This is a genomic window from Anaerovibrio sp. (genome assembly GCF_024697385.1).
Classification (GTDB): Bacteria; Bacillota; Negativicutes; order Selenomonadales; family Selenomonadaceae; genus Anaerovibrio.
In genome coordinates this window covers 1-2,781 of the sequence record NZ_JAILFV010000029.1, presented here as the reverse complement: position 1 = coordinate 2,781, position 2,781 = coordinate 1, and the positions used below count along the sequence as shown (strand labels likewise).

The 2,781-nt window shown below is 45.2% G+C and carries 3 protein-coding genes and 1 pseudogene; all 4 read left to right on the top strand.

Annotated features, from left to right (window positions below):
- On the top strand, positions 1-187 hold a 187-nt coding region (locus K6C05_RS01620; RefSeq protein WP_296730603.1), incomplete at its 5' end, for an amino acid--tRNA ligase-related protein.
- Positions 188-267: 80 nt separating this feature from the next.
- Positions 268-1,599, top strand: a pseudogene (locus tag K6C05_RS01615) (PTS transporter subunit EIIC); the annotation flags it as partial.
- A 185-nt stretch (positions 1,600-1,784) separates the two neighbouring features.
- Positions 1,785-2,531 (top strand): DeoR/GlpR family DNA-binding transcription regulator, encoded by a 747-nt coding sequence (locus K6C05_RS01610; protein ID WP_296730601.1) that lies wholly within the window; start codon positions 1,785-1,787, stop codon positions 2,529-2,531.
- Positions 2,532-2,535: 4 nt separating this feature from the next.
- On the top strand, positions 2,536-2,781 hold a 246-nt coding region (locus tag K6C05_RS01605; protein WP_296730600.1), incomplete at its 3' end, for a PfkB family carbohydrate kinase.

Sequence of the window (2,781 nt, the reverse complement as noted above, 5' to 3'; positions counted from 1 at the left end):
GGCCCGTGAAGATGGTGATGATGAGGCTCACATGATGGACCGTGACTTCATTACTGCCCTTGAATATGGTCTGCCACCAACAGGCGGCTTGGGCATCGGTGTGGACCGTCTGGTAATGTTCCTCACAGACAGCGCATCTATTCGAGATGTCCTGCTGTTCCCAACTATGAAGCCTTTGGCTGAATAAGTTAATACTATTCGGGACAATTTGTTTTTTCGGAGCTGTTTCTTGTGATACAGCTCCTTTTTTATGAGAGTGTGTATAAAATGAAAAATATAATTCTTAGTACGTTGCGACGGATTGGTCAAAGTTTTATGCTTCCAGTTGCAGTTATGCCAATTGCTGGTATTCTGTTAGGTATTGGTGCATCTTTTACAAATCCGACCACCATCAGGAGCTATGGACTTGAACCCATACTTGGCGATGGCACGGTGCTGCATTCACTGTTGATGGTTATGAGTGCTGCAGGGGGAGCCATTTTCGGCAACCTTCCTATTATCTTTGCCGTAGGTGTGGCCATTGGTATGGCAAAGGCTGAGAAGGAAGTTGCGGCCCTGGCTGCCATGATTTCCTTTTTCGTTATGCATGTTTCATGTAACGCAATGTTGCGAATAACAGGGAGAATTCTGACTGACGGCTCTATTGCACCTGGGGTACTGGAAGGAACCATTGCACCAAGCTGTGGCATTATGTCACTGCAGATGGGGGTATTTGGCGGTATCATCGTGGGAATTGGCGTTTCCGTGCTGCACAATCGCTATTATAAGATTGTTCTGCCGTCTGCCCTGTCATTCTTTGGGGGCTCCAGATTTATTCCAATTATATCAACGGTGGTATTTCTGTTCGTAGGTATTATAATGACCTTTATCTGGCCCTTTGCCCAGGATATCATCTTTGGTCTTGGCAATGTGGTTACGGGAACAGGTTATATCGGTACTCTGATTTTCGGTATCGTAAAACGCGCATTGATTCCATTCGGTTTGCATCACGTATTTTATTTGCCATTTTGGCAGACCGGCGTGGGAGGAACCATGATGGTGGATGGCCAGCTTATCCAGGGTGGTCAGAACATCTTCTTCGCTCAGGTGGCTTCCACTAATGTTGAACATTTCAGTTCTGATGCTACCCGTTATTTTTCTGGTGAGTTTATTTTTATGATTTTTGGTCTTCCAGGGGCCGCTTTAGCTATGTACCGTTGCGCCCGTCCTGAAAAGAAGAAGGCTGTGGGCGGTTTATTGCTCTCTGCAGCCCTGACTTCCATGCTGACCGGTATTACAGAACCGATTGAGTTTTCCTTCCTGTTTGTAGCTCCGTTGCTTTTCGGTGTACAGGTTATTCTGGCCGGTGCAGCCTACATGATTGCTCATATACTTAATATCGCAGTTGGTCTTACCTTCTCCGGAGGTTTTCTGGAATTGTTAATCTTTGGTATTATGCAGGGTAATGATAAGACCAGCTGGATGCTGATTATCCCGGTTGGTATTATTTACTTTTTCCTGTATTACTTTTCCTTCTATTTCCTTATCAAGAGGTTTGATTTCAAGACTCCGGGCCGTGAGGATGATGAGGAGGAGACCAAGCTAAACAACAAAGATTATACTGAAGCCTGATTGAATGGCGGAACACTGCTTGGAGGCAGTGCTCCGCTTTTTTTATGTAATTGCTCTTTCTTATTTATGATTAATTTTGATTATTTTTGATTATTTATGACTGATATTGGTTGACTTTGACTGAGTTTGGCTGTATTATAAATACAGAAATCAATTTTAGGAGAGTGATAGCCGTGCTTACCGAGGAGAGGTACGCAGCTATATTGAAGATTTTGGCGGAAAAAAAGGCTGTGACGGTTCTTGAGCTGACCAAAGCGTTACAGACTTCGGAGTCCACAGTACGCCGGGATTTGACCGCTCTGCATCGTAGCGGCAGATTGTACAAGGTATACGGCGGTGCCACTACCATTGATAACAATTACTCAAACGCAGAGGAAGATATGCAGACCAAGTGGGATTTGCATCCTGAGGAAAAGGTTGTTATTGGCCGTAAAGCTGCAGAGCTTATCACGGGTGAGGATTTTGTTTATATTGATGCTGGTTCTACCACCTTGCATCTCATTGATTTTTTGACGGACAATGGTGCGACCTTCGTAACTAACGGTATGCAACACGCAGTGAGTCTGCTAGCCAAGGGCATCAAGGTCTTCATTATCGGTGGAGCGGTAAAGGCCGTAACTGAAGCCGTGGTTGGTACAGAAGCCTTGAAAAGCCTGGAGAACTACAATTTTACCAAGGGCTTTTTCGGTACAAACGGAATAAGCCCCAAGTCTGGCTTTTCTACTCCGGATGCCGATGAGGGGGCTGTCAAAAGTGAGGCAATGGCGCGATGTAAGAGTGCCTTTGTGCTGGCCGACAGCTCAAAGTTCAACAAGATTTCCCCCATTACCTTTGCTGGAATTTCCAGCGCCACCATAATTACAGGACGGCTGGAAGACAAGAAATATCGTGATTATACCACCGTCTTGGAAGGAGAGTGAGTGCATGATTTATACCGTAACCTTTAATCCGTCACTGGATTATATTCTTCGCCTTGATCATTTCGCTGCCGGCGAAATAAACCGGGTGAACTATGAACAGATTTTAGGCGGTGGCAAGGGAATAAATGTATCCATTGTGCTGAAAAATCTTGGCCATGATAGTACCGCCCTTGGTTTTGTGGCTGGCTTCACTGGTGAGGAAATCAAGAGGCAGCTGCAGGAGTTTGGTGTAAAAAGCGATTTTGTTCAG